The sequence below is a fragment of the Paenibacillus hunanensis genome, assembly GCF_034055775.1.
GTDB lineage: Bacteria > Bacillota > Bacilli > Paenibacillales > Paenibacillaceae > Saccharibacillus > Saccharibacillus hunanensis.
This window is the reverse complement of sequence record NZ_CP139194.1, coordinates 1238337-1263569: the sequence shown is the minus strand read 5'-3', so window position 1 is coordinate 1263569 and position 25233 is coordinate 1238337. Positions and strand designations below refer to the sequence as shown.

21 protein-coding genes and 1 other annotated feature are annotated in these 25233 nt (G+C 47.3%); of the genes, 9 read left to right on the top strand and 12 right to left on the bottom strand.

The annotated features are described in order from the left end of the window. Nucleotides 1-93 precede the first annotated feature (93 nt). A complete protein-coding gene (locus tag SK066_RS05005; RefSeq protein WP_407673745.1) occupies nucleotides 94-438 on the top strand; it encodes a toprim domain-containing protein in 345 nt (114 codons plus the stop codon). Between the two features lie 568 nt (nucleotides 439-1006). Here the strand turns inward: SK066_RS05005 and cyoE are convergent. Further along, entirely contained in the window at nucleotides 1007-1942 is a 936-nt protein-coding gene (cyoE, locus tag SK066_RS05000) for a heme o synthase (RefSeq protein WP_320543877.1), read from the bottom strand. A gap of 485 nt (nucleotides 1943-2427) precedes the next feature. On the opposite strand from cyoE, the gene SK066_RS04995 reads away from it, so the two are divergent. After that, nucleotides 2428-3423, top strand: a complete 996-nt coding sequence (locus tag SK066_RS04995; RefSeq protein ID WP_320543876.1) for a metal-dependent hydrolase — start codon at nucleotides 2428-2430, stop codon at nucleotides 3421-3423. Nucleotides 3424-3630: 207 nt separating this feature from the next. Here the strand turns inward: SK066_RS04995 and SK066_RS04990 are convergent, their stop codons facing one another. The 3 genes from SK066_RS04990 to SK066_RS04980 form a co-directional block, all read right to left on the bottom strand. After that, nucleotides 3631-4581 (bottom strand): ABC transporter substrate-binding protein, encoded by a 951-nt coding sequence (locus tag SK066_RS04990; RefSeq protein WP_320543875.1) that lies wholly within the window; start codon nucleotides 4579-4581, stop codon nucleotides 3631-3633. Between the two features lie 216 nt (nucleotides 4582-4797). Beyond that, the gene (locus tag SK066_RS04985) at nucleotides 4798-5823 is read right to left on the bottom strand and encodes a FecCD family ABC transporter permease (protein ID WP_320544808.1); all 1026 of its coding nucleotides are present in this window, start codon (nucleotides 5821-5823) and stop codon (nucleotides 4798-4800) included. Then, nucleotides 5823-6833: a FecCD family ABC transporter permease gene (locus SK066_RS04980; protein WP_407673744.1), complete on the bottom strand. Its 1011-nt coding sequence runs from the start codon at nucleotides 6831-6833 to the stop codon at nucleotides 5823-5825. Before SK066_RS04980 ends, SK066_RS04985 begins: the two co-directional genes overlap by 1 nt. Before the next feature lie 740 nt (nucleotides 6834-7573). Here SK066_RS04980 and SK066_RS04975 point away from each other — a divergent pair. Next, on the top strand, nucleotides 7574-7756 hold the full coding sequence (locus tag SK066_RS04975; protein ID WP_250344074.1) for a hypothetical protein: 183 nt from the start codon (nucleotides 7574-7576) through the stop codon (nucleotides 7754-7756). Between the two features lie 47 nt (nucleotides 7757-7803). Here SK066_RS04975 and trpS read toward each other — a convergent pair whose 3' ends face one another. Beyond that, a complete protein-coding gene (gene trpS, locus SK066_RS04970; protein ID WP_188776926.1) occupies nucleotides 7804-8793 on the bottom strand; it encodes a tryptophan--tRNA ligase in 990 nt (329 codons plus the stop codon). Nucleotides 8794-8848: 55 nt separating this feature from the next. Beyond that, nucleotides 8849-9275, bottom strand: a binding site (T-box leader). 149 nt (nucleotides 9276-9424) lie between these two features. Here trpS and SK066_RS04965 point away from each other — a divergent pair. Both SK066_RS04965 and SK066_RS04960 read left to right on the top strand, forming a co-directional pair. After that, the gene (locus tag SK066_RS04965; RefSeq protein ID WP_250344073.1) at nucleotides 9425-10402 is read left to right on the top strand and encodes an aldose 1-epimerase; all 978 of its coding nucleotides are present in this window, start codon (nucleotides 9425-9427) and stop codon (nucleotides 10400-10402) included. Between the two features lie 532 nt (nucleotides 10403-10934). Then, nucleotides 10935-12635 carry an S-layer homology domain-containing protein gene (locus SK066_RS04960; protein ID WP_320543874.1) on the top strand — a complete coding sequence of 567 codons (1701 nt, stop codon included), beginning with the start codon at nucleotides 10935-10937 and terminating at the stop codon, nucleotides 12633-12635. Nucleotides 12636-13179: 544 nt separating this feature from the next. On the opposite strand, the gene SK066_RS04955 is transcribed toward SK066_RS04960, so the two are convergent. Continuing rightward, nucleotides 13180-13581, bottom strand: a complete 402-nt coding sequence (locus SK066_RS04955) for an O-methyltransferase (protein WP_188776923.1) — start codon at nucleotides 13579-13581, stop codon at nucleotides 13180-13182. A 593-nt stretch (nucleotides 13582-14174) separates the two neighbouring features. Further along, nucleotides 14175-15980, bottom strand: coding sequence for a M3 family oligoendopeptidase (locus tag SK066_RS04950; protein ID WP_320543873.1), 1806 nt, complete (start codon nucleotides 15978-15980; stop codon nucleotides 14175-14177). Between the two features lie 221 nt (nucleotides 15981-16201). On the opposite strand from SK066_RS04950, the gene SK066_RS04945 reads away from it, so the two are divergent. Continuing rightward, entirely contained in the window at nucleotides 16202-16357 is a 156-nt protein-coding gene (locus SK066_RS04945; RefSeq protein WP_250344070.1) for a YycC family protein, read from the top strand. Beyond that, nucleotides 16354-16584: a hypothetical protein gene (locus tag SK066_RS04940; protein ID WP_188776920.1), complete on the top strand. Its 231-nt coding sequence runs from the start codon at nucleotides 16354-16356 to the stop codon at nucleotides 16582-16584. The genes SK066_RS04945 and SK066_RS04940 overlap by 4 nt, the downstream gene beginning before the upstream one ends. Before the next feature lie 83 nt (nucleotides 16585-16667). On the opposite strand, the gene SK066_RS04935 is transcribed toward SK066_RS04940, so the two are convergent. The 3 genes from SK066_RS04935 to SK066_RS04925 form a co-directional block, all read right to left on the bottom strand. Beyond that, entirely contained in the window at nucleotides 16668-18416 is a 1749-nt protein-coding gene (locus SK066_RS04935; protein WP_320543872.1) for a methyl-accepting chemotaxis protein, read from the bottom strand. Between the two features lie 334 nt (nucleotides 18417-18750). Continuing rightward, on the bottom strand, nucleotides 18751-19467 hold the full coding sequence (locus tag SK066_RS04930; protein ID WP_188776918.1) for a DUF2225 domain-containing protein: 717 nt from the start codon (nucleotides 19465-19467) through the stop codon (nucleotides 18751-18753). Between the two features lie 55 nt (nucleotides 19468-19522). Beyond that, the gene (locus SK066_RS04925) at nucleotides 19523-19900 is read right to left on the bottom strand and encodes a globin domain-containing protein (RefSeq protein WP_250344068.1); all 378 of its coding nucleotides are present in this window, start codon (nucleotides 19898-19900) and stop codon (nucleotides 19523-19525) included. Nucleotides 19901-20679: 779 nt separating this feature from the next. On the opposite strand from SK066_RS04925, the gene SK066_RS04920 reads away from it, so the two are divergent. Further along, nucleotides 20680-21489 carry an NAD kinase gene (locus SK066_RS04920; RefSeq protein ID WP_188776916.1) on the top strand — a complete coding sequence of 270 codons (810 nt, stop codon included), beginning with the start codon at nucleotides 20680-20682 and terminating at the stop codon, nucleotides 21487-21489. Between the two features lie 175 nt (nucleotides 21490-21664). Here SK066_RS04920 and SK066_RS04915 read toward each other — a convergent pair whose 3' ends face one another. Beyond that, entirely contained in the window at nucleotides 21665-22426 is a 762-nt protein-coding gene (locus SK066_RS04915; protein WP_320543871.1) for a YutD family protein, read from the bottom strand. Nucleotides 22427-22447: 21 nt separating this feature from the next. Then, nucleotides 22448-23341, bottom strand: a complete 894-nt coding sequence (gene lipA / locus SK066_RS04910; protein ID WP_188776915.1) for a lipoyl synthase — start codon at nucleotides 23339-23341, stop codon at nucleotides 22448-22450. A 468-nt stretch (nucleotides 23342-23809) separates the two neighbouring features. Here lipA and SK066_RS04905 point away from each other — a divergent pair, with 468 nt between their 5' ends. Beyond that, nucleotides 23810-25057 carry a multidrug effflux MFS transporter gene (locus tag SK066_RS04905; protein ID WP_320543870.1) on the top strand — a complete coding sequence of 416 codons (1248 nt, stop codon included), beginning with the start codon at nucleotides 23810-23812 and terminating at the stop codon, nucleotides 25055-25057. The last annotated feature ends 176 nt before the right edge of the window (nucleotides 25058-25233 follow it).

Sequence of the window (25233 nt, the reverse complement as noted above, 5' to 3'; positions counted from 1 at the left end):
CGAAGTATAGCGATTATGTCAGCATTCGCCTGACCGGTGTCTTTTGCATCGACTATGCCCTTCCATTACAATACACATACAGAGGTGATGACCGTGCTTCATATTATTGTAGAAGGTAAAAATGATCGTAGTAAGCTACGTCGGCTATTACAGCCAGAAGTTGAAATTCTATGCACCTTTGGCACGCTTAATTCGCAAAAGCTTGAGAAGCTGCGCAAGCAGGTTGGGCGTGATGAGGTGTATCTGTTTATGGATAACGATTCCTCCGGTCGCAAAATACGTGCGGTTCTAAGTGATGCTTTTCCAGATGCTACGCATATGTACACACGTCGTGGCTATGCAGGGGTTGAGGGTACGCCGGATGAATATGTGACGTTGCAGCTGGAGAAGGCGGGGCTGGAGGAGTACATCATCTATCCTCCGCCTCCATTTGAATAATGGGCGTGGGGGTGTTGCGCTGGGGATTACACCACTGCGGGAAGGAATAAGGGGACGGACTCGGGTCTCGCACAGGAATCTACGGAGTAGGAGAGAATTGTAGATTCCCGTGCTCAAAAGCAGTAAGATATTTTGCTGCGCAAAAATCACTTTTCATTGAACCCCGTGTTAGGAGATCGCTAACACGGTAAGTCGTCCTTTCCCCTTATTTCCTTCCCTCCGTTCCGTAATTGGCGCAAACATCTCTCCGCCTGGGAGGTAGTAGGGAAAACCTATGGGAAAATCAAAACAAAAGCTTAGAAGAGTGGATATAGAAAATTAGGGTTTTTGAATTAAATTTTGCGACATTATCAACCTTATTTTGATCTTAAATGAACTAAAAGGCGTAGTTACTTGTAGTTATTTTAAGCATAAATGTGAATTGGTTGTATGAATGTTCGTTTAGTTATTTGTGCATATGTCGTAGTATCGAGGTTGGTTAGCAATGCGTTTGTACTTTTAATTTATACAACAACTGCCGCAAGGAAATTTCCTGCGGCAGTTGTTGTCATGAATGTTCCGTTTATGATTAGCGGTGAACGGTGTCGATGATCATTAGGATGAAGCTTAGTGTTAGGTAATTGATGGAGAAGATGAATGCGGTTTTTGCCCATTTGTCGGTGTCTTGTTTTTTGAAACCGGCAATCGCCATTCCTAGCCAGACGACGGACAGCAGGACGGATGCGATGGTATAGATTAGTCCGGTGTAGCCGTAGGTATACATGAGGATCGGTACTGGGATGAGCAGGGCGATGTATGGGAGCATTTGATATTTGGTACGTTGAATGCCTTTAACCACAGGTAGTAGTGGGTAGCCTGCTGCGCGGTATTCTTCGACGCGACGAATGCCGAGTGCCCAGAAATGAGGCGGTTGCCACAGGAATAGCATAGCGAACAGCAGCCATGCGCCCAGATCGATCTGCTGGCTGACTGCCACGTAGCCGATGACTGGCGGCATCGCCCCAGAAATACCACCGATGGAGGTGCTCCAGGTTGAATGGCGCTTGAGCCACAGTGTATAGATGATCACATACACGAACATACCGAGCGCACCAAGTGCAGCGGCAAGCATACCAGAAAAGACAGCCAGTACGCCAAGACCAAGCACGCCCAGTGCAATCGCATACCACAGCACAACATTCGGTGACAGGCGACGTGTAGCTAGCACGCGTTCGCGCGTACGAATCATTTTTGTATCCAGATCCCGATCAAAATAATTATTGAACACACATGAGGATGCCATGACGAGCATCGTGCCTAGCAGTGTCCACAGCATAGGCAGCCAGGCAATATGCCAGCCCGATGCGAGCCAGAAGCCGCCAAAAGTTGCAATCAGATTCGATCTTAAAATACCGGGCTTCGTGAGGGCGACAAAATCCTTCAAGGTCACTCCGCTCTCCTGTGGAGAAGAACCTGAATAAGGCGAAGAATCCGCCGAAGCCGGATAACCAAGTTGTTTATCCACGTGAACAACGTTCCTCCTTCATATTTGGCAACAGAAAGCCGATGAGTAAATCAGGGACACCTGATCATAAAAAAATTCACTTCTCGCCAGTTGCTCGGACATCACCGACCTACTGAAAAAGTGAAAAATACCGTACCACGAAACAAAATCGCTCTATAAACTTTATCATAACTATACCTGAAAGTCTTTGCGATTAGGGGCGCCAGCGATTGTGATTATGACAATTTTTTGACAAGCTACAAATTTAATACCCGTTTCACGTTTTAGTTAGCTGGTTATGGTAAACTACATGCAATAGTTGTGTGCGTCTATGCCGTAGATCATGTCAAAACAACATCATCTACCCCTACAATGGACACAACGTATCACCAATGAATACAGGAACCTGGAGTATCATATCATCGATGCCCCCTGCTTCTAAGTCATTCAAGCACCATGGATACACTGCATGCTTATTTTTGAATGAAGTAAGGAGAGAATAGTCAATGGATACTGCTACCCATTTTGCCATGGGGTTTGGACTTGCTGGACTTGCATACGTCGATCCTGTTGTTGCTTCTGACCCCGGGCTAGCGATCGCCGTTATGGTCGCAACGATTCTTGGATCGCAGGCACCGGATTTTGATACCGTTTTACGTTTAAAGGATAATGCTACTTATGTACGAAACCACCGCGGTATTACGCACTCCCTGCCTTTTATGGCGCTTTGGATTGCATTGATCGGTGGCGGCACATCGCTGCTGCTTCATCGCGAAGGCTTCTGGCATATTTTACTGTGGACAGCGATTGCGGTTGTGCTGCATGTGTTTACCGATTTGTTTAATACGTATGGTACACAGGCGGTACGTCCATTCAGTGAAAAATGGATTTCGTGGAATATCATTAATATTTTTGACCCGTTTATTTTTGGTACGCATATTGCCGCGCTATTGCTGTGGATGACAGGGCTGGTGCCTACTGCACCGATCTTTATCACCCTGTACAGTATGATCGGCGTGTACTATATATGGCGCACACTGACACACTGGTATTTAACCCGCAAGGTAGAGCGTATGGATATTGAAGACGGTCGCTCGCCTGCACCGGATGGTCATTATGTACTCATTCCGACCATTTCGCTGCGTCGCTGGCATGTAGTGCACGCGAAAAAAGATGGCGGCTATCGTATCGGCTGGTACAGCCCGGATAAGCTGATCTGGATTGACTCCGTCCACTCGATGGAGCATCCAGCGATTGAAGCTTCACGTAAGCATCGCGATATTCGCGCATTGCTGTACTTCTCCTCCTATACGATCTCCGAGGTGGAGCAGACATCGACCGGTTATATTGTACGCTGGGCAGATGTACGCTATCGTCATCGTCGTCAGTATCCGTTCGTCGCTGTAGTGGTGATGGATCGCCAGTTTAACACCATCGACTCGTATGTCGGCTGGCTAAGCCCAGATAAAATGAATGAACGAATTAGTCTGCATATGAGCTAGACTCTGTACAACGGTACATGAGCTGTATCATGCAGCTAGCTACACCTGCACACCAAAAAGACTGACTTCCAGCCTGCTTCAAGCAGCGGAGAGTCAGTCTTTTTTATGCCATATAGTTACAGCCTACTGTTTCGATGGACGGTTACGATCTGGCGATGAGCCCATCCTTACTTCCTCATATAGCAATCTATTATAGAAAGCATTTATTTATTTGGAAAATAGCTGCTGTGCATCATCCAGCGCCATGCTGTGACCGAGGGAAGAATAATCCAGCCACTTCTGACCATCCAGCACGTAGACATGCTTCGCTTTTACAGCCTTCAAATTCGTCCAGACTGGATTTTGCTCCAGCTCGTCAAAGGTTGCTTTAGCCTGCTTGCCCTTGCTGATAATCACGAAGATCGCATCAGCATCGTAATCGGGCAACACTTCTTTGGAAATAACCGCAAATGGCTCTGTTGCCGGGATTTGCTTCACACCTTCTGGCGCTTGCAGCTTCAGATCATTGTACAGAATGGGACCAAGTGGACGACCTGTACTCATCACACGCAGTTCTTTTGCCGTAGCACGGATTGCCATGACTTTAGCATTATCGCCTAGCTTCTTATGAATAAGCTGGCTTACTTCGTCAGCTTTCGCTGTATATTGCTTAATAAATTCATCTGCTTTGCTCTCCAGACCGACATGGCTCGCAACCTGCTGGAGCTGCTCCTGCCATGTGCCCTCATCCATATCGATCACAATCGTTGGTGCAATCGCTTCGAATTTGGCGAGGTCTTTGCCAGACTGCGATTTATCGATATAGATCACATCAGGCTGTAGTGCAAGCAGTGCTTCCATATCTGGATCAGTTACTGCACCCAGCTTGGTCGTGCCTTGCAAACGATCTGCTACATGCGGCAGGAAGTCCTTCACATCGCCGCCAATGACCGAGCCTGCTGGCTGAATGCCCAGCGCGAGCAGGTTGTTCGTAATATGAATGGACATAGACGCGATACGAGCGTCTGATGTATGCGTGATCGTACCATTTTCTACTTTAACCTTAGTACTGGTCTGACCTTCCGCAGCAGTTGTACCTGCTCCACCTGATTGACCGCAAGCAGCCAGCAGCACAACTAGCAGCCCCAGTATAATGACTGTATTCCATCGTTTAAACATCGTTCTACTCCTTCTCAAGCACACTATCCAGTGTTGCTTCTATATTATCTAGTGTTCATGATTAACATGTTAATCATTAGGATTACAGTGTTCACATCGCCATCATGGATCAATTAGACCCCATTATTAGCGGCTCAAATTCATCTCTACGGTGTATTAGGCATGATGACGTTGTATTAGGCATGATGACGTTGTATTATGCGCGATGCTCTTCATTCAAAAACGGCTTTTCAGCAGCAAATACAAAAAGTATGGCCCACCAATCGCCGAAACTACGACCCCGGCTGGAATAAAGTTGGGCTGAAAAATCGAGCGTCCAATCGTATCTGCACCGAGTAAAATAACTAGCCCTAATAGCGCTGCTGCTGGTAAAAAATACTGATGCTTCGCACCCGTCAAACGGCGAGCGATATGTGGTGCTGCCAGCCCAATAAATCCGATCGAGCCGACCATCGCGACACTGGCGCAGGATAACGCAACAGCCAGCAGCATGAGCTCGATGCGACTCCGATTCACATACCCACCTACACCAAGCGCCAGCTCATCGCCAAGCGCGAAAAGATCAAGCTTGGGCGAACGCCAGTAGACCCATGGGACGAGCAGTACGATCCACGGCAACAACGCCCACACATGCAGCCAATCTCTCGCCCATACACTTCCTGCCAGCCAGGTTGCGGTAAAGGTGTACGTGTCCTCATCCAATCGTAGCGAGAGCAGCAGTGTGATCGCGCTGATTCCTGCCGCAATGGCGATCCCGACTAGAATAAGCCGAATCGGCAGCAAGCCTCGTCGACGATCATAGGCGAGCAGGAAAATGATCGTTGCTGTCACGACTCCACCGACAAAGGTAAACACAGGAATCCAGATCGCAGAAGAGCCCTCTAATGTACGAAAAAACGAAACGTACACGATTAGCCCCAAGCCAGCTCCTGCATGGATACCAAGCACACCCGGATCAGCCAGCGAATTGCGTGAGGTTCCCTGTAGCACTGCTCCTGCCACACCAATCCCGATCCCTGCCAGCATTGTGATCAAAATACGCGGTAACCGATAATCGAACAGGATAAGCTGCTCCTGCCTTGTCCCCATGCCAAACAGTGTATACAGTACGCGCAGCGGTGATAACCGAATCGTGCCGGTATTCAAGCTAATCAGCATTACGATCACCGCGACGACAAGGAGCAACAGACTGACGAGCCAGGCGCGACGAATTTTTCCCGCCTGCACACGATGAATATCCATCATAGCTCCCTCCCTTCACGGCGTGCGAGCACCAGGAAAAACGGCACGCCCACAATCGCTACCATCGCTCCAATAGCAAATTCACGCGGCGGCTGCACCATGCGTGAAGCTAAATCTGCCCAGACGAGCAATATCGCTCCAAGCAGCGCGGAAAAGGGAATAACGACGCGGTAATCCACGCCAACCAGACGCCTTGCCATATGCGGCACAACAAGTCCGATAAAGCTGATCGCCCCTGCCGCTGACACCGATACGCCTGCTAAAATCACGACAGCTGTCATCGCCAGCACCTTAATCAGACGCACGCGCACACCCAGATTCACCGCTGACTCTTCTCCAAGTGATAAAAAGGTGATCGGTCTACCCAGCGTAATCGTCCACAGAATCGTTAGGAGAATAATCGGTGCCAGCAGCTTGAGCTGATTCCAACCAATTCCGCCAACTCCACCTGCATACCAGAACGCGAGATCCTGACTCAAATCATAGTAAAGCGCCACGCCTGTACTGAGTGAATGCAGCATTGCCGCAATAATCGCTCCGGCTACCGTTAGCTTCATCGAGCTAAGACCACCTGGCGTTGCAGCACCCAGCACTACGATGAGTAATGTGGCTAGCGCTGCACCGACAAACGACAATGTCATCAAACCGGTATACGACAGTGCTGGCAAAAAGGCAAAGCTTAATGCTACCACGAGCGATGAGCCTGCATTGATGCCTAGAATACCGGTATCTGCCATCGGGTTGCGTGTCACGCCCTGCATGATCGCGCCAGCTACAGCAAATGCCATCCCTGTTAGTACCGCTCCGAGCACACGAGGCAAGCGCAGATTATAGATGATCTGATCCGCTGTTGAGGCTGCATCATAATGAAATACCGCCGACCAGACTGCCGGCAATGTCAATTCCTTCGCTCCATACGAAACAGCAAAAAAGACAGACAGCAGCAGTCCGGCAGTCGCGGCGACAAACCAGCCTGTTAACTTTAGTGTTCGATTGTATCTATGCACCAAATGCTGCCGCTTCCTTTCTGCTTATGATTGATAATCATTATCATTGCAATGTAGTCATTATACTTCATTTGATGGGTTTGTATACAGTGTGATTGTAGGGTGCTGGGAGCAGGGTCCACTCCGGCAAGGAATAAGGGGACGGACTCGGGTGGAGCCGCGGGAATCTTTTGGAATGGGAAGGAATGAAGATTCCCGCCCCTCCAAAGGAGTCCTTTCCCCTTATTTCCTTGCCTGCGTTCCGTGCTGCTTGCAGCAAAAGTTAAATACACACGTAGCCAACTGGGGTGGTATTAAAGGTATTAAAGGTATTAAAGGCATGAAGTGCATTAAAAGCATTCAGTGCCTTCAGTGCTTTGAGTGCATTAATAGTACCAAAATGCTAATGACGTCAAAATGCCAGCTGTGCTTATGTATTGATTACTTTCACTTATACAACTGCTTACTTTAAAAACTCAACGAATATAGCCTATACATTCATACTCTCGGCTTGACCGTCTAAACGATGTCGGGCACAATAGAAATAGGAGTGATGTTTTACGCTTACATCGCTCCTGTGGTGAATCTTTGTCATTCATATAGTAGGAAAAAGAAGTGCATGATGCTAGTCCACTATATTCGTGCATGATTTTGCTTAATGAACGTTTTGTTAATGAATCTATCCATTCTAAACGATACGAACAGTGGCAGGGCGGGTAAGGCTTGCCCTGCTGGCTGTTTCGATTCAGGAGGTCCCGATTTCGATGAGTAAAATGCTGTCCGCCTGGTTTGCTGTTTCATCTATTGTATTGTTGCTGTTGTGTGCGATCGCGATCTCGTATTCTGCATGGCTCGCTATTTTGCTTGGTGTGCTAGGTGTAGCGAATATTGGCTGGGGCTTTGTAATCAAGGCTCGCCAGAATCGTCGTCAAGGCAACACCGTCTAACTCTACTTTTTTGCCAGGGAAATCAGCTTGCTTCAAAATTACTTTGCTTAAAATGAAGCAGGCAGGAAGCCCATACGTTGTTTGACCTCCGCCAGTATGTTCTCCGCTTTGGCTTGTGCGTTTTGTGCGCCCTGGCGGAGGATGTCGCGGACTTCACCGGATTTGCGAATATCGTGGTAACGCTGTTGCATTGGCTCCAGACCAGCGACAACGACTTCTGCCAGCTCCTTTTTGAATCCTCCGTACATCTGACCTTCGAATTTGCTTGCCACCTCGGCGAGCGTCATTCCTGAGAATTGTGAATAGATCGTCATCAGGTTGCTCACTTCCGGCTTGTTCGCTGGATCGTATTGTACTTCACGACCGGAATCGGTTGTCGCACGGCTGATTTTTTTGCGAATCACATCCGGTGGGTCGAGCAGTGCGATATAGCTGCCTGTGTTCGGATTACTTTTGCTCATTTTTTTCGTGCCATCATCCAGCGACATAATACGTGCGCCCACTTCAGGGATAAATGGATCCGGCTGTGTAAAATAGTCGCCAAAACGGTGATTAAAGCGGGCTGCCAGATCGCGTGTCAGCTCCAGATGCTGCTTCTGATCATCGCCTACCGGCACGAGATCGGCATTGTAGAGCAGGATGTCTGCTGCCATCAGCGCAGGATACACGAACAGACCGGCACCAACATTTTCTTTACCTGCGGATTTATCCTTGAACTGTGTCATACGCTCCAGCTCGCCCATCGATGCGAGTGTCGTCATAATCCATCCCAGCTCTGCGTGCTGTGGTACATGGGATTGCAGGAAAATGTTCGCCTTGCTTGGATCAAGACCCGCAGCAAGATACAGAGCAGCGACCGATTCAGACGCTTCACGCAACGCTTCTGGCTCCTGTGCTACCGTGATCGCGTGCAGATCGACCACCATAAAGTAGCAGTTGTATTCGTTTTGCAGCTGGACAAAGTTTTTGATCGCTCCGATGTAGTTGCCAATTGTGAGCAAGCCACTCGGTTGAATGCCAGATAGTACGGTTTTCATCGTGTTTTCCTCCTGATTTAGATACTAAAATTGAACGCAAAAAAGGCCACACCCTAAAAGGGACGTGTGACCGTGGTACCACCCTTATTCATTAGACCACTGGCGCTTACGCTACCTCGTTCCACTGCCTTCATGCCCTCTCTTCTCTGTGTGAACCTACAGAACAGCCTGATCTCTACAAGCTACCCTGTCCTCTAACAGATCGATAAGCATCAGTCAGCCATTCTACTACTAGCTTCACACCGTATAGCTATAAGGCTACATGGCGGTATACGCCGCAATAGACCGGACGATTCGTCTAATCTCTGGTTCCCGTTAACGGCGGGTTGCCGGCCTGCATACTATGGACATTTTCTACCAAATATCCGTTTCTGCTCAGCACTCCAGAGTCCATTCAGCACAGCGTCTTCACCGGTTCGCATCAACCACCGGCTTTCTGTAAAAGGCTGTCCATGCCTACTACTCTCTGTCATCGTGTTAAGATATACTTTCGCTTCAAACTTGAGCCTATCTTAATGCCAAACCAGATGAATGTCAAATGCGAAATCGCCATTTTCAGTGAATATCTGGTATGATAAATATTAATATATTGTACTGCATTTGTGCTGGATAATCAGGAAGGAGCAACGCAATGACAGTTAGCAAAGGAACCTGGAATGGATATGAAACCTATATTTTGAAAAGCAAGCAGCTCGAAGTCACACTGCTACCAAAGCTGGGCAATAACGTAATCGGGATTCGGGATTTGCAGGAAAATCGCGATATCCTGCGCCGCCCGGAAGAGAGCGACAAGGACTTCTATATGCAAAAGCCATACCACTTCGGTATGCCGATGTTGATGCCGCCAGGACGTATCCGGCGTGGTCATTTTGAATATGATGGTGTCGAATACCAGTTTGACCAAAATACGGCTAACGACAACCATATTCACGGCTTACACCGCAACCAGTCATGGCGTGTCGCCGATATTGATGAAAATGAAACGGGCTGCCAGATTGTAACCGAGCTGCTGACAGCAGATGATGCGAACTGGATGCGTCAGTATCCTACACCGCTCAAGCTCGAAATGAGCTTACAGCTTCAAGGCACTTCACTGATGCAACGTCTAAAAATCACCAATCTGGGCGAGCATGCTGCACCGTTTGGCTTTGGCCTACATACGTGGTTCCTGCTCGATGGCGAGCCTTCGCGCTGGACATTGAAGATTCCAGTCAGTGATCAGCTCGTGCAGGACGAGGAGCAGATTCCGACAGGCGAGGTCATCCCTCTTCATGAATGGGAAGAGCTGAATACCGGTATGAACATGGCTCATCGGAATTGGGATAATCTGCTGCGTATCGGTGACAAGCGCCCTGTTAGCGCTGAGCTGCGACGCGATGATGGCTACGGTCTGCGTTATTCCGCTGATCCAGATTATTTTAAATACTGGGTGCTCTATACAAAGGGTGAGAGTGACCAATTCCTGTGCATCGAGCCGTATACCTGCTTGCCAGATGCACCTAACTCGACGCATCCACGCGAATTTACCGGCTTGATTGAGCTGGAGCCAGGTGTTCCGGTAGAGCTGAGCTTACAGCTTGATGTGATTGAAAAGTACACTATGCTGTAAAACTTTAATCACAACTGTTGAAGTGAACGATATTCTTATACAAGTGAACGATATGCTGAATCAAAGGATTTGAGCTACAGGATGTTCCACTAAAATAATAGTATATTGCACCACATATTCATATGATTTATCTACATGATTAAAGCTGGATCACTCGAACTTACATGCTTTATGATTCTATGCTTTACGATCTGTTGCGTTAAAATGAACATTTGATCTTGCCCTCCTTCGTTATCTTAAAAGGGGGGCTTTGTTGTATAGGTAGACCGCTCGACATCCTCCGAGCAAGCACTATATCATCACTGTCATATGCAAGATATAGACACACAGTTATCATTGACAGCGTTATCATTTTTGTTTAAGGTAAAGCTATACATAACAGGATTGTAACGGCGAAAGCGGGCAAAACCTGACATATGGTTCTTTTACGAAGCGCTTTGCGATGCAAAGTGTGCTGCGTGAAGCTTGACCATTTGTTAGGAGGAAGCCCGCTTTTTTGTCGTTCTTTCCCGAGAAGGAGGCTGTAATCGATATGAATTGGGCGAAAAAAGGAATGATTGCTGTTATAACCACAGCACTGGGAGCTAGCAGCTCGGCGTATTCCGCAGCTGCTGCCGACGATACTTTAGGAGTTCGCATTACCGGACAAGCCTATGTAGGCGACGCAGGAACGATGGTAAAATCGTTCGATATTGAGGTGAGCGATCCTGCGCGTTATGCGGATTTGAAAGCTGGCGATTTTGATATTACAGGCAATTATGATGGCTATCCACTTAATGCGAAGGGTGAGGTTGTACAGGACAATTACGCCAATGATGAATTAAATGTATCGATGCAGGGACAGTCCATTCATCTAGATTTTAAACCGTTTCTTTATAAAGGTGGCTCGATCGAAAAGTTTGCTGTGACAAATCATAAATTTCCAGAGTTGTCCTTTGCAGCGGATAGGGTGAGCCAGCTATCCATACGAACAGTAGATGATTTTAAACCTGGTGTGCTCACCACTAGTGATGGTGAATCATTACCGTATCGCTTAAAGCTTAGCTCCTCCGATGGCCCTCGTCCACTCGTCGTATGGCTCCATGGCGGTGGCGAGGTAGGCGCAGACAATATCAAGCAGCTGACCGAGAATCGCGGTGCGACCACATGGACAGAGTCCGGCAAGGATACCTCTGTACTGGCTGTACATTATCCACAAAACTATGACTGGGCCATCTATGACAAACCGGATCAGCTAGCTAAAATGCAGCAGTATTTTACGATGCAGGAGCAATTCATCCAGCAGCTTGTCGCCGAAGGTAAGGTCGATCCGAATCGCATCTATGTTGCTGGCGTGTCCAGCGGTGGCGGCGGTGCCTTCCGCTTCCTGATGCAATATCCTGATCTATTCGCTGGCGCAATCGTGATCGCTGCGAAGGATACCGTTGCTGATTATAAAGGCTCGGTGGATGCTTTCAAGACTGCGCTTCAATCACTTGTGCATACACCAATCTGGATCGTACACGCCGAAAATGATCCAATCACCGATAGTCGTACAAGCAAGCTGGCGTATCAGGCACTAAAAGAGCTTGGATCGACACAGGTGAAGGAAACACTGTACAGCGATGCCTTTATGGATAGCCAGCGCTTCTATGGGGCGATGAAGCACTGGTCGTGGGTGCCTGCCTTTAACGATCAGAGCATGATCGATTGGTTATTTGCTCAACACAAAACAGGCGGCACCACACCAGTCGGCTCCAGCAATACACCTGCTGGCGATTCATCCTCTACACCAATAAACAGTACACCAATCACTAGAGCAGAGCTTGCGGCTCTAATCTATATAGCCATGGGAGATACGACTCCAGCTTCTGCATCTGCACGCTATACGGATATTGCCAACATCCCACAGAAGGAGGCTATCCAGGCTGTAACTGCGGCTGGCTTGATGCGTGGTGTAGGCAAAGAGCAGTTTGCCCCTGATGCAGCCGTGACACGAGCACAGCTAGCCGTTATCGCAGCAGCTTGGCTCAAGCAGACAGAACCCGGTCAACAACCTGCTAGCACAATCGCAGGATACACGGATGTACCCTCACAGCACTGGGCGTATACAGCGACACTTGCTGTAAAGTCACTGAATATACTACCAGGTACGTCAGACAAGCTAGAGCCTGCTAAAACGGTATCTACAGCCGAAGCCACTCAGCTTATTGCAGCGCTCACTGCCTATGCTACTAACATCGGTAAGCAATAATCGGGTGACACTTCGTACGATCACTGTGTAACAGACTATTCTCACTATGCTACACTTTAAGTCTCTTTTATTCATTTGTATCGGCTCGTATTGTCTTTTAGTTATTCGTTTATACTTTTTTAGCTCTCGTTATCTCTAATTAACTCTGATTCGCTTGTAATTGTTCCGCTTTACACTTCCAGCCAAAGCGTCTTAAAGACCAGCTCATACAAAAAAGCGACTACCAGATAGGTAGTCGCTTTTTCACTCCATGTGTCCGTTTCAGTACATCGGGTATATGGCTTGATAACAAGCCGAAATAATAAAATGATAAAAGAATAAAATAAAATGGCATGAAACATAATGTCTGTTCGGTTGGAGTGTTGGATAGAGTATTGCTGCAAAAGTGCTCGTTCCGCTATCTACTAAATTAATTCTACTTAGCTGACTTGCTCCTTTATTCGCTTGCTCAGTTGCTGATTGCCTTGCTTTTTACTCACTCGCTTACCTGCTCGACCCTATTTTTTAGACAGGTCTACAGGATCGTTTATTCTAGCATGTACTCTTATTCTGCGCTCACTTCGCTGTATGTAGCTCTTGGATATCGAATCATGTGGTTAGCCATGTTATAGTTGGATTCAATGACCGTGTCAACCATAATCAAGCCTTTGCGAACAGCAAACTCATAGCTGATCTCGCCGTGTGTCCAGTGGTTTTTGAATTTTAGCGATTCAATTGCCATTTGGCGGAACGATTTGATCTGCATTGCAGTCAGCCCTTCCTCTACACCTGCCCATTCTCCATTGCGCCCGCTAATCGGGTTGTGACGGATTCCGAATTTGCCAATCATGTTATTACGTATTTGCACAAATACGGTACCTGAATCGAGATGAGCCAGCTCCTTTTCTAATTCCTTAAAGACGATATCAAGCTGCCTGGATAAAGATAGCAAATCGTTTTTAGGCATTTGTTCCCCTTCCTTTCTCTGTAAATCATGTAAAATCAGGACTTCGGACTCATTATATGGTGATTGTAAACTTCTAGCAATACTATTCATCATAAATAGGTAATAATACCTAATATTCGACAATATTCTTCGCTTATTTGTACTGAAAAATCTAATTTTCAGTGCAGTTACTAAGCTAATTCAGCGATTTATTATTTGCATAAATGCGCAAATAGTCTTATTTTACAAGTCGAATTTATGCAGTTTTTGCTTTTCTCTGAATATGGATTACAATTATAAATTCGCCTGTAGATGTCCTTTCTATCTGTTTCAAAGGTTCTACTTCTGTCCATTCGAGGTGGTTATATTAACTTTTTTACGTCTTTTCCGAACTAAAAAGGAAGACGCTCACGCGCCTTCCTCTCTGCTGTACTATTCATTTTGATCTGTATACCACACCGCTTGGATGATTCGTTATTGTTCATTCATGGTTGGTTGCTGATCATATGAGTTATCCTATGGCCGTACACGAATATGAATCAAGAACTCCGCCTATACGGAGAATGAACTGCTACAGCCTCTTTCTTCTTTTCTCTTTTCAGAAAAACGACCGTTTAAGAACGAGCGTGCTCCTCTGTCATTTCCAGGAACAGCTTCACATCGGCAATGCTCACATCGACAGCGCCCTGCCAGAACTCTGGCTGTGTCAGATCAACACCCAGATGCTTCTGCGCCAGCTCCTCCACTGTCATGCGACCAGTATCCTGTAGCAGTGCATCGTAACGTGCTGCAAAGCTAGCCCCTTCCTGCTGAGCCAGCGCATAGATGCCTGTACTGAACAGATAGCCGAATGTATACGGGAAGTTATAAAAAGGCACACCTGTTTTATAGAAATGCAGCTTGGATGCCCAGAAATGCGGATGATAGGAGGACAGCGTATCACAGAAGGCTTCGCGCTGTGCCTGCTCCATCAGCTCATTCAATTGCTCACTGCCTACCATACCGGAACGACGCTGCTCATAGAAGCGTGTTTCGAACAGGAAGCGTGCGTGAATATTCATAAAGAAGGCGATGCTACGCTGAATTTTATCCTCCAGCAGAGATAGCTTCTCCTCTGCATTGGAAGCACCCTTCACGAGCGAATCTGCTACGATCATCTCTGCAAATGTAGATGCTGTCTCCGCTACGTTCATCGCATATTGCTGGCTGAACGCAGGCAGATCATTCATCACATGCTGATGATAGCCATGTCCCAGCTCATGCGCCAGCGTAGATACATTGGATGCTGTACCGCTATAAGTCATAAAAATACGCGTTTCCTTGCTACGTGGCAGCGATGTACAGAAGCCGCCTGGACGCTTGCCAGCACGATCCTCTGCCTCGATCCAGCGCTGCTCGAAGGCTTTGACAGCGAAGTCTGCCATCTCTGGATTAAACTTACGGAACTGCTCTACGATCAGATCCGCTGCATCATCATAGCTCACCTGACTATCTACTGTACCGAGCGGAGCATCCACATCGTTCCAGCTCAAGCGGTCTACACCAAGCACCTGTGCCTTACGCTCCAGATACGATACGAATACCGGCTTATTCTTCACGATCACATCCCACATCGTTTGCAGCGTCTGCTCTGACATGCGGTTAATCGCAAGCGGCTCCTTGAGCACACTATCCCAGCCACGGCTGTCATACAGCTTAATACGGAAGCCAGCAATATGGTTCAGTGTATCGGCACAGAAGTCCTCTACGCCTGTCCACGCATCTTCCCATTTCTGGAACATCTGCTCGCGTAGCTCGCGATTCGTATCACTCATTTTATTGGCAGCCTGTCCTGCTGACAACATGATTGTTTCTCCATCTTGCTCATATGGAATACGCACATGACTGACGATTGTATCGTAAAAATCACTCCAGCCATGATAGCCGTCGACAGCCAGTCCAAGTGCGAGGCTTTCCAGCTCAGGCGACATTTTCTCACCAGCCAATGCACGAATCTCACTCAGATAAAAGGAGACAGGTGCTACCTCAGGACGCTGCATCCAGCCTTGAAATACATCGTCATTCGTATGCAGCAGCAGGCTTTGAAACTGAACAAACAGCCCCTGTAGCTTCGCGGACAAATCGGATAGCGAAGCGGATAGACGCACCGCCTGCTTATCACTCTGATCCTGTGCGGTTAGACATCCGGCAAAAGCACCTGCTTCGCGTAGACGAATACGCACATCCTGTAAGCTTTCCAATAGCTCGTCAAAGCCAGTCGTTTCTTCTACCGTAGCTGGTGCGGATAATTGACCGAGCCGCTCGACCAGAGCAGCGATATCCTTCGTTACATGTTGCAGGTACGTATGTAGCTCCTCCGAAGTCGAGCCACCAGCAAAGATCGGTTCCAGATTCCAGGTTTGATTCAGCGGATGATTCATGATGATGAGCAACACCTTTCTGGGTAAATGTAGAAGGCTACTAATGATCTAGCAGCCCTGTTTGTGACACAATGTATGTAGCTGCAAATTCAAGCCAGACCGAAGGATAAATGATCCTTCACGCCAGATGAGTCGCCTGCGAAGATCATGCATCGCCAAGCGTTTATAACTATAGTATACTCTAATTCAAGACTATTTTGGTAATAAGGAGGGAGTCTGACATGCGCCCACTGCAAATCTCGGCCGATACAGCTCTCAAGCTCGCCGAAAAATTAAATGTTCCGCTGGAGCAGCTTATGCATATGCCTCAGCACATTTTGATGCAAAAGCTCGCTGAACTGGCAAAAGAAGAATCCAAGGACGGCGCGTCCGAATGATTCCGTTTAACCAGGCTTGGCCTTACGATATTGTAATGAATGATGTATATGTACAGGAATGTCCATTTTGCGGGACAGGCAATGTATTGCTGCCGATTCGTCCCAAGGAGCTGGCAACCATCCACAGTGGCAAAAAGAAGCTGCTCGTCTTTCCTTGCTGTAGCAATCGGGTCACGCTGCTGGATAGCGATAGCGATTATCTGCTTACAGATGCGGTATTGCGATAATGAAAAAATAGGCTGGGACACGTTACTGACGTGTACCCAGCCTGTTTTATTTTGATAGATACATGAATGGTCTTATATCCCTATCACACCTGGAAGCGCTGGATGACCTGATTCAGCTCAAGTGCCAGACTGCGCAGCTCTTGAGACAGACTGGACACCTCTTCCATCAATGCAAGCTGCTCCTCTGATGAAGAACGCGCCTTGCCAGCATTGGCTGATGAATTGGAAGCGACCGAGCTCAGCTGGGTAAGTGAAGCGGCAATCTGATCACTGCTAGCCGACATTTGCTCGGAGGCTGCGGACACTTCATACACTTGACCGGATACCTTTTGGATCGAGGCTACGATCTGACGGAAGGTTGAAGCGGCAACGTCGGATGTTGCTGCGCCCTTTTTCGCTACATCTACCGATTCCTCAATAGATAGCACCGCCTGCTCCGTATGGGTGAGAATGCCTTTCAGGATCAAATCAATCTGGTCGGAAGAGTCCTTGGAACGACCTGCCAGCTTGTGAATTTCCTGTGCAACGACGGCAAAGCCTTTACCAGCATCACCTGCTCTGGCTGCCTCGATTGAAGCATTCAGCGCCAATAGGTTCGTTTGCTCCGCAATTTCACGAATAAATGACATGATGCCCTGAATGCTCGTATTTAACTTTTGCAGCTCATGCAGCACGGTAACAGTACCGGACATATTCACTTCAATTTTCTGCATTTGCTCGACCATCGTTACAATCTCGACCTCGCCTACACTTGCACGCGATGTCGTATCGGAAGCAAGCTCAGCGACGACCTGCGTCGATTCTGCGATGCGCCGAATACCAATAACCATCTCATTAATGGAGGTCTGACACTCCAGCGTTGCTTTTTTCTGCATCTCTGCACCGGAGGATACTTCTAGCATGGACTCTGTGATTTCCTGTGAAGCTTCGGTCGTTTTCTCTGCGCTGATTTGCAGATCGGAAGCAGAACGCGTCACATTGGCGGACGTGGACTGAATACCCTTGATTAGCTGTTGTAGGCTACTAATCATATGATTAAATGCTTGAGCCGTGTGCCCAATCTCATTTTTACTTTTCACTGTCAGGTTGACCGTCAGATCGCCATCTGCCGCTAGTTTGGATACGGAAGCGAGCTTTTGCAGTGGCTGGAGTACGATACGTGCCAGAATGATCAAGGCGCCGATCAACACCGCTGCAATAATAAATCCAATCCCAAGGCTATATAACAGCATATTTCTCTGATCCTGTTGTACTTTGGCAGCATCCAGATCCAGGCCGAAGATAGCGAGCGGACGACCGTTATCGTCCTTAATCATATGCAAATACGTTACCCATGTGCCTGCACTATCCTTATAAGGCTCTGTTAATGCCGTTCCTTGTTGAAACAACTGTGCATACGCGCCTTGCACAATGGACGGGATTTCATACTCTACACCGGGTACCATTTCCATATCATGCAGTGCCTGATTCGCTTGCAGTTCTTTTAAATACTGCTTGCCATCACGCTCTGTAATATCTGTCGGAAACATATACGCATTCGCAATGGATGCCGTTCCCACCATCGCATCTAGCTGTTGTTTCAGATTGTTCAGCTCCTGTGAGGTCGGGCGATCACTGGCTTGAAGCTGTTGCAGAGACTGCTGAATCTCACTGTGACTTAATTGAAGCTGGCTCGAAAGTGCCTGTCCAACCTGCTGAATCTCTTCATAGTACGCCTTCTGGCTTTGTTTAAAATTAAGAATACTCATACCCACAATCAAAGCAAGCAAAATAATAGCAATTAAGGCTGAACTCGTGAAAACCAGACTTCGATTACGCAGATATCTTGGCATAGGGTATTCTCCTTTGTCTTTTACCTCATATATTGAAGTATATCGGCAGGGCGAGAACATTCATTTATACTACAAATTAAAGATAATAAATATTTATATAGCAATCATTTCCATACGATTCAGGTCTATGATTATCGCGGATTAGTCGACATTCTGACCTGTCTGGAAAAGGCTTCAACATACTATGATTTATGTAGAGATGCTTATAAAAATAACCGTATCTGGAACGGCGAATAAGCCGAACAGATACGGTTATATAGGATTGGGAGATGATCATCGATAGGATGCTTGCTGTCGTTTTATTCGGCAATGCTCCATAAAATGACAGGCTTAATTATTTCTCTTCCTTCATCTCATCCGGCAGCTCATGATTTTTGGCAAGCATCTGCTCACGAAGTACGACCCATTGTTCACGCGAAGCACGAATCATCGCTGAATCGGTAATACGTTGATCGTTGATGACACGCGAGAACCATTTGACCGCATTATTGAATTCGCCCAGACGACGATGCAGTTCGCCGATCAGGAACATCAGACGTGCATCGCTACCGCCCACACTTTCTAGCTCGTATACACGAATATAGGATTCCAGGCAGTAGCGTAGAAACCGCTGTTCCTGCTCATTTTCACCATTATAGCGATACAGCCAGGCAATATGATGCAGAAAGCTAGCGACGATACGTTCACGATCACCGATCGTTTGCGCACACATCAGGGCAAGCTTATACGTCTCTAATGCCTGCTCCCGGCTGCGATGCCCGCCCATATCGCGTTTCGCTACACGGCGACCAATCTCGCTCATATATTTTTGCTTATGTGCCGGACTGAGCTTTGCCATCGAATTCTCAGTCGATGCAAATCCACAGTGCGGACATACACGAACGACATAAAAGTCAGGATTTTCATGCTGGTAATACGCACAAAAGTCCGAATCTCGACGAGACACACGCTTAAGACTCTGCCGGACACGACTTGTCTGAAAATCCTCTTCGCATTGCGGACAGTTTACTTTAATTTGATACAGCGGCTCTAACTGTATAGAATCTTCCATCTGGCATTCTTCCCCCACTATAAATTTATCCTAGCCGGACGAGCCGGCATTTCATTTAATCGGTATTCACAAAGTGATGAGCCGGACCAGACAGACGCTCAATAACAAACAATCGGAGTTCATCCTCCACACCGACCTCGATTAATGCTTCATTCATACAAGCAAGCCACGCATCTGCCTTCTCATGCGTAATAGGAAATGGCATATGTCTGGCACGCATCATCGGATGACCATGCTGATCGGAGAAGAGTGATGGCCCACCAAAAAATTGCGATAAAAACATATACTGCTTTTCCATAACCGGCTCAATATTGTCCGGAAATAACGGCCCGATCAACGGGTCCTTTTGTACTTTAGGATAAAACGCCTCTACTAAACGACGGATTCCTTCGTCACCGCCGAGCAATTCATACAGGGATGCACGATAATTCAACTGAAATCGCCAACTTTCCTTACGTCATTGCCAAAAGTATACCATAGTTGAACCGGTTATGCCTCGCCAGTTGCTTAATTTTGGATAGCTGTATAGCTTCATCTCATAGGGGTAGGTTGGTCATCCATCCCGGCAAATTATCGAACAAAAAAGACTGCTTCCACAGTCCAGATTCGGACTATAGAAACAGCCTCTCCTACGATTAGCCTCATGCTACATAGCAAATATGCTGTATTCGTTCTATAAAATCAACTTCGTATCAACGTAAGAAAATGCGACTTGTTTTGGATTAGACTTGCTGTTGTTAGCGCAGCAGTACGGATATCGATCCGTATGAGCATGTGTGACGCTTAGTACATGCTGCCGTCTTCTTCCCCCGGTTGTGCAAAAGAGGATCGGATGACATATACAAAACCACACACAAGAAGTCCAGAAATAATACTAATACCCATCATGATCACTCCAATTCTCAAATGTGTTATTGACTTTGTTTTTTGACTTCCGACGATTACTTCTGTCTTTATTTTATCATATTATATCGGAAATAAAACCATTTTTGTAAGCGTTTACTTTAACAATTAGATTACAGGCTCTTTACAAAACCTCATTTTATTGCGTTTATGTTTCGTAGACATAACTCTGGACGTTTCTGATCTATCATGGGATGTAAGAAGTGGATTGCTTAGCAATTACAGGCAAAAAGATTGTGTTCGCTCACAGAATTGATTATCATCAAAAGGGAGCAGGTTAACGATTCTGGATAAAGGAGCTTTCCTAACTTGAGATACTATGTACTGGATCGCGGAGATCAATTATCGATCGAACTGAGTGAACGGTTTCATAAGCTGGCCGCCGGTTATGGCTTCGAGCTGGATGCACAATCACCGGAGATCGTCGTATCCATCGGTGGAGACGGCACGATGCTACACGCTTTTCATACGTTTATCGACCATATCCCTGATCTTGCCTTTGTCGGTATTCATACCGGTCATCTGGGCTTTTATGCAGACTGGAAAGCAGATGAGCTGGAGGAACTGGTCAAGTTCATGGCAGGCGAGATTGATGACAGTGACGATAACAATCCGAAAATTGTCAAATATCCGCTGGTCGATCTGGAGATTCAAGCGAAAAGCGGTGTGTCCCGTTATACCGCATTGAACGAATTTACACTAAAAGGTCTGGATGGCACGACCATTGTCGCGCAGGTGGACATTAATGATGAGATTTTCGAGATGTTCCGTGGTGACGGGATTTGTATCTCGACTCCATCAGGTAGCACCGCCTACAACAAGGCGCTTGGTGGCGCAATGGTTCACCCTACGATTGAAGCACTGCAAATTGCTGAGATTGCTTCGATTAATAACCGTGTCTATCGCACACTTGGCTCATCACTGATGCTGCCCAAGCATCATCATTGCGATATTCATTCACGCAAGCAACAGCGGTTGCAATTAACGATCGATCATCTGAACATTCCGATTGATGATCTGATCTCGATTCGCTGCCAGGTGTCTAATGTGCGTGTAAGCTTTGCACGCTATCGTCCATATCCATTCTGGAACCGTGTGCGTCAGTCCTTTCTTGGCTGATTGAATACCTTTGAATAACGTTTAAGCAGATAGGTAGTAGAAGCAAAGAATAAGAACTGTGCAAGGCTGGCAACTACGTATGTAGTTACCGTATAAGCGATAACAAAAAGCCCTCATCGTATGCCTAACAGGCGGATGAGGGCTTTTTGTTATCGTGTTATCGTCTACTATCGCTTTATGAATGGGACGAATCTTTCGTTTCGCCCGATTCCGTTTTCGGAGAATCCACTTTAGCCGGTTGCGCTTTGGGTGGTGCTTCCGATTTAGGGGATTCTACTTTAGGTGCTTCCGACTTAGGAGCATCCACTTTAGGGACTTCCGGTTTCGGCGTGTCCATTTTAGCAGCTTCGACCTTGACCGTTTCTACTTTTGGAGCATTTTCAGCTTTGGGAGCTTCAACTGCCGGGTTGGATGCTTTTGGATTTGGCGAAGCAGAAGATGCTTGCTGCTTCGCTCGGGCTGGGGCAGCGGATTCTGTCGCACCAGCAGATGCATTGCCGTTTGCTTGCGCGTTAGCCTGCTGCTTGCCCTGCTTATTGCCGCCATTACCCTTGTCCTGACGATCACGTTTGTTGTGATTGCGGCTGGAGCGTTGCGGCTTTTCGCGAGGTTCGCGTGGCTCACGCGGTTCGCTAGCTTCGCTGTTTTTTGGTTCAGCCGGGCCATCCTTTGTCTTTTGCAGCACAAAGTAGGCACAGCCGAAATTGCAATATTCATTAATATATTCGGTCATGCTGGACAGTGAGCTATCCTTTGCCGCTTTGGGGTGACCGTCCCGGTAAAAGCCTTTGAGACGAAGCTGGTTATAGCCCCAGTCTCCAAGAATATAATCATACCGATCCAGTACCTCGCTAAAGCGTTCACGGAAAATCTCCTGATTCCAGCCATTCCGGTGTTCTTTGATCAGTTCATAGGTTTTGCCGCCAATATGAATCAAGGTCTTCCCGCCTTTCAGCAATTAAACGGTCGAAGTCTCCTTCGACTTGGATGCGGATTTCACCTGTTCATGCGCATGGTAGGAGCTGCGAACGAGCGGGCCGGATTCGACGTGGCTGAATCCGCGCTTCAATCCTTCTTCCTTCAGAATTGCAAACTCTTCCGGTGTGTAATATTTAGCTACGTTCAGATGCTTCGGACTTGGCTGCAAATATTGCCCCAGCGTCAGAATATCGCAATCCACGGCACGCAGGTCATCCATTGCCTGTAAAATTTCATCCCATTCTTCGCCTACACCCAGCATAATACTGGACTTGGTTGGAATGTTCGGTTGCAGCGTTTTGGAATTGCGCAGCAGTTCCATTGAACGCGGATACTTCGCTCTCGCTCTTACGCGATCGGACATGCGTTCAACAGTTTCAATGTTATGGTTTAAAATATCCGGCTTGGCATCCATAACGATTTTGAGCGATTCGATATCACCCATAAAGTCAGGGATGAGTACTTCCACACTGCACAGTGGCAGGCGGCGACGCATCGCACGAATTGTCTCGGCAAAGATCGTTGCTCCGCCATCCTTCAAATCGTCACGGGCTACGCTTGTAATAACACAATGATTCAGGCCCATCTGTTCAGCTGCTTCCGCCACCCGTTCTGGCTCCTGCAAATCAAGCTCCGTTGGCATCCCCGTATTGACCGCACAGAAACGACATGCACGCGTACAGATGTCGCCCAGTATCATAAAGGTTGCAGTACGGTTCGCCCAGCACTCATAGATGTTCGGGCAGCGCGCTTCCTCACATACGGTATGCAATGTTTTGGAGCGCATCATGCTTTTGATTTCCTGATAGTTTTCGTTGTTGGTCATCTTGATTTTGATCCATTCGGGCTTCGGTTGCTTAGCTTTTGTAGACAAGATGCTTGACCTACCTTCCTCAATAGATAGTATGGATATTTTGCTACGCAAAAATCCTTTTTCATTGAACCTCGTGTTAGGAGTTCGCTAACACTGTGATAGTATGGATATTTTGCTGCGCAAAAATCCTTTTTCATTGAACCTCGTGTTAGGAAATCACTAACACTTGAGCAGTACGATATTTTGCCCTGCAAAAATCCTTTTTTCATTGAACCTCGTGTTAGGAGATCGCTAACACTTGAGCAGTACGATATTTTGCCCTGCAAAAATCCTTTTTCATTGAACCTCGTGTTAGGAAATCGCTAACACTTGGATATATAAATCATTGGGATTTATTATAGCATGAAATGAATAGCGCTGAAATCTTTGCTTTATCGGTTTTGTATAATCGTTTACACTAAATCATGTGTAAAAATGACCTGTATGGCTGTATAGCACCGCAGGATAACGGAAAGGAAATTGCCAGCTATGTCCAATAAGCTTCAATCCAAGGGCACATTGTCCGCGTCCTCGATGACTCGCTCGCGCCGTCTTGGCATCGCGCTCATCCTTGGCTCGCTCTCTGCTTTTGCGCCGCTATCGATTGATATGTATCTGCCTGCGCTTCCCACGCTTGCAGATCATCTGCATACGAATGCCTCTCTTGCTCAGCTCAGTCTGACTGCCTGTCTGCTCGGCTTAGCGTTCGGGCAGCTTGTTGTAGGGCCGCTCAGCGATGTGAAGGGGCGCCGAATGCCGCTGCTCATTTCGCTAGTATTGTACGCTATTTCTTCATTATTATGCGCTTTGACAGGCAACATCTGGGTATTGATCCTGCTTCGTTTTATTCAGGGGGTTACGGGAGCAGCAGGTATCGTTATCTCGCGTGCCATTGTACGTGATCTGTATTCTGGCACCGAATTAACTCGATTCTTCTCGCTACTCATGCTCATTAATGGAGTCGCACCGATCGCCGCGCCGGTTGTCGGCGGCTTACTGCTCAAGGTTGTACCGTGGCAGGGGATATTCGTCGTTCTAGCTGCGATTGGAGCGATCATGCTCTTCTCCGTTTTATTCGGCCTACCCGAAACGTTAACAGCTGATCGTAAAGCGGCAGGTGGACTCGGAACGACATTACGTACCTTTGCACGATTGATTCGAGATCGTAGCTTTATCGGCTTTGCTCTATCTCAGGCGTTTGTCATGGCAGCGATGTTTTCATACATTGCAGGCTCACCGTTTGTCATTCAGAACATTTTCGGTGTATCGGCGCAAGGGTTTAGTATCTTTTTTGCGATTAATGGAGTAGGAATTATTATTTTCTCACAGCTAGCTGGACGATTGTCTGGACGCTTTGGCGAATATCGTCTGCTCAAGCTCAGTCTTGGGATCGCATTTACCGCATCGCTGTTGTTGCTGCTTATTTCCCTTGCTGGGGGTGGATTATTCGCTATCGCAAGCATGCTGTTCCTGATCGTGGCTTGTGTCGGTTCGGTAGGTGCTACCTCTGTGTCACTCGCGATGCAAAGTCAGAGCCACTCCGCTGGAAGCGCATCTGCGCTGCTCGGCCTACTGCCACTAACGCTAGGCGCACTCGCTTCGCCGCTTGTTAGTCTGGGAGGCGGTACGACCACAGTATCGATGAGTGTTGTAATTTTCGGAGCTGAGCTGCTGGCGGTATTGTTCTTCCTGGTGCTTGTTCGTGGGCAACAGAAGAAGATGGCTGGACAGAGCTAATATTGACGTTGCATATCATGTGACGTGGTATAAAGATTTCTGCGAACGTTTGCTTGTTTTGATATCGATATAGACACGTTGACGCTCGCAGTTAAGGATTGTTTATATAATGCTGGTAGTACCTTCATGCTTTCGTTGGCGTTGGCGTTGGCGTTGGCGTTGGCGTTGGCGTTGGC

Excerpts from the sequence above, each read along its gene's own strand:
- SK066_RS04990 (WP_320543875.1), bottom strand. The coding sequence starts at position 4,581 with ATGTTTAAACGATGGAATACAGTCATTATACTGGGGCTGCTAGTTGTG.
- SK066_RS04955 (WP_188776923.1), bottom strand. The coding sequence starts at position 13,581 with ATGCCTAAAAACGATTTGCTATCTTTATCCAGGCAGCTTGATATCGTC.
- SK066_RS04985 (WP_320544808.1), bottom strand. The coding sequence starts at position 5,823 with ATGGATATTCATCGTGTGCAGGCGGGAAAAATTCGTCGCGCCTGGCTC.
- SK066_RS04950 (WP_320543873.1), bottom strand. The coding sequence starts at position 15,980 with ATGAATCATCCGCTGAATCAAACCTGGAATCTGGAACCGATCTTTGCT.
- SK066_RS04930 (WP_188776918.1), bottom strand. The coding sequence starts at position 19,467 with ATGGAAGATTCTATACAGTTAGAGCCGCTGTATCAAATTAAAGTAAAC.
- SK066_RS04995 (WP_320543876.1), top strand. The coding sequence starts at position 2,428 with ATGGATACTGCTACCCATTTTGCCATGGGGTTTGGACTTGCTGGACTT.
- SK066_RS04960 (WP_320543874.1), top strand. The coding sequence starts at position 10,935 with ATGAATTGGGCGAAAAAAGGAATGATTGCTGTTATAACCACAGCACTG.
- SK066_RS04945 (WP_250344070.1), top strand. The coding sequence starts at position 16,202 with ATGCGCCCACTGCAAATCTCGGCCGATACAGCTCTCAAGCTCGCCGAA.
- SK066_RS04975 (WP_250344074.1), top strand. The coding sequence starts at position 7,574 with ATGAGTAAAATGCTGTCCGCCTGGTTTGCTGTTTCATCTATTGTATTG.
- SK066_RS04965 (WP_250344073.1), top strand. The coding sequence starts at position 9,425 with ATGACAGTTAGCAAAGGAACCTGGAATGGATATGAAACCTATATTTTG.
- SK066_RS04940 (WP_188776920.1), top strand. The coding sequence starts at position 16,354 with ATGATTCCGTTTAACCAGGCTTGGCCTTACGATATTGTAATGAATGAT.
- SK066_RS04935 (WP_320543872.1), bottom strand. The coding sequence starts at position 18,416 with ATGCCAAGATATCTGCGTAATCGAAGTCTGGTTTTCACGAGTTCAGCC.
- SK066_RS04905 (WP_320543870.1), top strand. The coding sequence starts at position 23,810 with ATGTCCAATAAGCTTCAATCCAAGGGCACATTGTCCGCGTCCTCGATG.
- trpS (WP_188776926.1), bottom strand. The coding sequence starts at position 8,793 with ATGAAAACCGTACTATCTGGCATTCAACCGAGTGGCTTGCTCACAATT.